The organism is Actinopolymorpha sp. B17G11 (assembly GCF_040196095.1).
GTDB lineage: Bacteria > Actinomycetota > Actinomycetes > Propionibacteriales > Actinopolymorphaceae > Thermasporomyces.
This window is the reverse complement of record NZ_JBEFTW010000086.1, coordinates 1-3,834: the sequence shown is the minus strand read 5'-3', so window position 1 is coordinate 3,834 and position 3,834 is coordinate 1. Positions and strand designations below refer to the sequence as shown.

General features: G+C 67.0%; 5 protein-coding genes. 2 read left to right on the top strand and 3 right to left on the bottom strand.

Features of this window, described 5'->3' with window-relative positions; translation table 11 throughout:
- Positions 1-182: 182 nt before the first annotated feature.
- The 3 genes from ABN028_RS35030 to ABN028_RS35020 form a co-directional block, all read right to left on the bottom strand.
- Complete coding sequence (locus tag ABN028_RS35030; RefSeq protein WP_349699642.1) at positions 183-833, bottom strand: DUF4291 domain-containing protein; 651 nt, start codon at positions 831-833, stop codon at positions 183-185.
- Positions 752-1,291, bottom strand: a complete 540-nt coding sequence (locus ABN028_RS35025; protein WP_349699641.1) for a hypothetical protein — start codon at positions 1,289-1,291, stop codon at positions 752-754. Before ABN028_RS35025 ends, ABN028_RS35030 begins: the two co-directional genes overlap by 82 nt.
- A 169-nt stretch (positions 1,292-1,460) precedes the next feature.
- Positions 1,461-2,477, bottom strand: a complete 1,017-nt coding sequence (locus ABN028_RS35020; RefSeq protein WP_349699640.1) for an IS481 family transposase — start codon at positions 2,475-2,477, stop codon at positions 1,461-1,463.
- A gap of 152 nt (positions 2,478-2,629) precedes the next feature.
- Between ABN028_RS35020 and ABN028_RS35015 the strand changes: the two genes are divergently transcribed.
- A complete protein-coding gene (locus tag ABN028_RS35015) occupies positions 2,630-2,956 on the top strand; it encodes a hypothetical protein (protein WP_349699639.1) in 327 nt (108 codons plus the stop codon).
- A complete protein-coding gene (locus tag ABN028_RS35010) occupies positions 2,950-3,588 on the top strand; it encodes a hypothetical protein (protein ID WP_349699638.1) in 639 nt (212 codons plus the stop codon). Before ABN028_RS35015 ends, ABN028_RS35010 begins: the two co-directional genes overlap by 7 nt.
- Positions 3,589-3,834: the final 246 nt, after the last annotated feature.

Sequence of the window (3,834 nt, the reverse complement as noted above, 5' to 3'; positions counted from 1 at the left end):
GGTGCAGGCGGCTGACGAACTGCGGCGCTCCATGGAGGCGTTTCCAGCAGACGCCCGGCCGTACTACGAGCGAATCCTCAGGATCGCTCGTCTCACTCTCGACGTCTGAGCGGCGCACTCATCTGCCGCTCCCCGCGTGACAATGCTGATTGCGGGGTCTGGTTCGGCTAGGGCTGGGCTGGTTATACGTTCGCCGAGATGCGCTTCGCGATCGTGGCCGGCAGCGGGTAGGCGACTTCCTGTGGCAGGGGTGCAAGGCCTTGGCGGCGGTCTTCAAGTGAGTCGGTGATGTCGCCGATGCCCTGGATCCAGTCGGTGACGAACCGGGTCACGGCCGACCCGGACAGCCCGACCTGCAATGAGCGATATGGAAGGGGCTGCCCCTCGGTCGTACGCTCGGGATCCCACTGGACGCGCACGGGGCAGGTGACCAGCGCCCTGCGCCATGCGTCGCGGGTCTTGTGGTGCGCGGGGTCGAAGTGGCTCAGGCAGGACTCGCGCAATGCCGCTTCGAAGCCGGTCCGTCGCATGCGGATGGCGAGGACGCGTTCCTGGCCTGGTTTCGACGCCCAGCCGCAGCGATACATCATCCACAGGAACGAGGGCTTGATCCAGGTCATTCGGCTCATGCTGAACGGCGCGACGAACGTGCCGGCTGCCAGGGCTGCGTCGGCGATCTCGTGGCCGTAGGCCTGATAGACGATGATCGTTTCGGTGTCGAAGGCAGCGCGTACTTGTCGGATCGGCGTTGTCATTGGCGAAGCCACGCAGCCAGTTCCGCCGCGGGTGCCTCGGCCGGGGGCACGGTGGCGAAAAACGATCCGGTCCGCCACTCCCGTACGTGCTCCTCGGGGTCGCGCAGCCAGTCTCCTTCGACCCAGGTGACGAGATCGGACAGTCCCTGAGAGCGAGCGAACTCGGCCGTGGCCTGGGCCCCCTGAGGGATGAGGAAGACGGAGTCGATGTAGCTGTGCGAGTCAAAGTTGATCTCCTTGGCGCGCCACACGAGCTCGCTGTCCTCGACGTAGCCGAGCCTGAACAAGAGCCAGCAGCAGGCGAGCAGCACGTCGCCGCAGCCAGCGTCGGCACTATTCACCGCTGTGATCTCGGCTCGGGTCAGCTGCCGGATCAACGGGGCGTCCGCTGGCGTGAAGCTCGACAGCAGCGCAGCCACCAACGCGGCACGCTCGATCCCTTGAGCACTACTCGGTCCGGCGTGTCCGAAGGTGAGGGCAACCTCGGCCTCCGACATGCTCCTCGCCGCTTGCAGCAACTCCACACCCGATCTCACGAGGGCAGCCTCTCAGGTCTCACCGCCCCACGCTCACCGGGTTAAGTCGCGCTGAGGCCGGACGCACGCACATGCCGCAGAGGGTGGACGGTTCCGCCGGTGAGCGAGCTGCTCTTCGGCGGCGAGGCAGGCGAGCCCGCTGGCGTGAGAACGATGGCCGCTGCTACATCTAGTTGTTCCCGGTCAGGAGGTTGGTGACGCCGTGGTGGAGTTGTGAGGCTGGGGGTTGGTCTCCGACGGCGGTGTGTGGGCGATGGTAGTTGTAGTGGATGTTCCAGATCTGGATGGCTTCGGCGCGTTGGGTTTCGCTGGTCCAGACTCTGGCGTAGAGGAGTTCTTCGGCCAGGATCCGTTGGTAGCGCTCGACTTTGCCGTTGTGGCGTGGGGTGTAGGGGCGGATCCGTTGGTGGCGGGAGGCGAACGCGGCGACGGTGCGGGCGAAGGCGGCGGCGCGGTAGTTGGGTCCGTTGTCGGTGACCACGCGGGTGATCCGAGTGATGCCGTGGGCGGCGAAGAACGCTCGCGCCCGGTGGAAGAAGCCGATGCTGGTGGCGGCGGTCTCATCGGGCAGGTGTTCGGTGTAGGCCAGTCGGGAGTAGCCGTCGATGACGGAGTGTAGGTAGACGTAGCCGGCTTTGGCGGCGCCGTTGCGGCGTTTCTTGGCGCGTTGGGCGGCCCGGTCGGCGGTGCTGCCGCGGCCGTGGGCGCGCCAGCCACCGCCGTCGGGGATCCGACCGACTTTCTTGACGTCCAGGTGGATCATGTGGCCGGGATAGCGGGCGGTGATCGTGGCTGGTCTGCGGTTCACCTCGCCGTCGGGGTCGAGGTCGCGGCGGCGGTTGATGCCCAGCCGGACGAACCAGCGGCCCACCGTGGCGGCCGAGACCCGGTGCCCGTGGGCGGCCAGTTCGGTGGCGATCGTGCGGGCGGACCACTTGCGCTTGCGGCGCCAGGACTCGATCAGTTCCACCACCTCCGGCGCCAGCTGTGCGGGCGAGGTGTGTGGCGCTGACGACCGGTCGAGCAGACCCACCTGGCCACACCGGCGGTACCGGCCGACCCACTTGGACAGGCACTGCCGAGACACACCAGCCTCGGCAGCCACATGAGCGATCGGACGGGCCTCACAGCGCTGAACCAGACGCAGACGGCCAGCAGGAGTCAACGGAGCATTACGGTGGGACACGCGGGTCTCCTTCGGAACAGGACGTGTGGTCAGCGCTTCACATCCTGCCGACGGAGACCCGCCTCACGTCCTCACGCCCCCCGCGTCACCAACCTCATGATCCGCAACATCTAGGCTGCCAACAGTGGAAGTCGCGTGCGAGGGAGCAGACGATGGCGCTGGTGGACTCGGTGAAGGATTGGGCGCAGGTTGCCCTGAACGCGGGCGCGCTGCTCGCCGGCGGGGTCGTCTGGAAGATGTACTTTGAGAACCTCAAGGCGACGATCGGGACCAAGGACGCCGAGGTGTCCCTGGCGAACAAGCAGGCGGGCTACTGGCGCGAGAAGGCCGAGGAACTGGAGAGCGCAGCCCCGAGGCGGTCGAGCGCGTCCTGGCCGAGCGGATCTCCATCCGCGAACAGGAGATCGAGAGGCTGTCGAGCGACCGGGAGCACGGCACCCAGGAGCTGGGACGGGTCAAGGAGGAAGTGCGCGTGCTGAACCGGACCCTCGAACAGACCAAGGGTTTCCGCGCAGTCCTGGAGATGGAGGGGCCTGACCCCGACGACCCCGACTACGACGAATACATGGAGTACCTAAAGGAGCGGGAGGACCGGGTCGTGGAGGTCGAGGTGAAATACCTGGGGGTGGCCCGCGTCGACAGCGGCCAACTGATGATCACGGACCCCTGCTACATCCAGGAGAAGTGGCTAGACGAGCCGTTCGACGGCGTGCACAGGTACCGGGACACCCAGACCGGAGCTACGGTCGCGTGGGACCCGCACGAGGTCAGGTACACCGAGCCCGTGGAGCCCTACGGCCAGACCGTCCCGGCTCTCGTCGAGGCCGGACGGCTCGTGGAACTGCCGCCGCCTCCGCCGCCGGAGGAGTTCCACTACTCGTACGACGGCGCCTGCCAGGCCACGCTCTCTAAGGACGGCTTCGGGCAACTGGTGTTTGGCAACGGGCACGCCGGCGCCGGGGTCGTCTTCCAGAGCGGTTGGGGGGACGGGTACTACGGGGTGTACGGCGAGAAGCACGACGGCCGGATCGTACGCGTCTACGTCAACTGTGGGGCCGAGCCAATCCCGCTCTCGCAGGGTGCGCCTGACGCGAGCGGGCCGCCGGACTAACCGTGCCGTTGCGCAGCTCGACCGCTTGAAGGCCGCCCGGGTCAGCCCTAATTGGTGGCTTAGAGTCACCGACTCTTGAGGAGCGAGCGCGAAACGCCCTATCAAGCTGCGTTCCGCGTGGTCATGCCGATGTGCGGGCGGCGATCAAGGCCGGCCGGACCCGCCGACCGGCGTGATGATCTCGACATCGCCCCCATCAGGTTGCCACGACATCTCAATGTCGTCGGCGATGATCAGCCAGCGGGC

What these genes read in the sequence shown, in the direction of transcription:
- ABN028_RS35015 (WP_349699639.1), top strand. Translation starts at nt 2,630, where the DNA reads ATGGCGCTGGTGGACTCGGTGAAGGATTGGGCGCAGGTTGCCCTGAAC.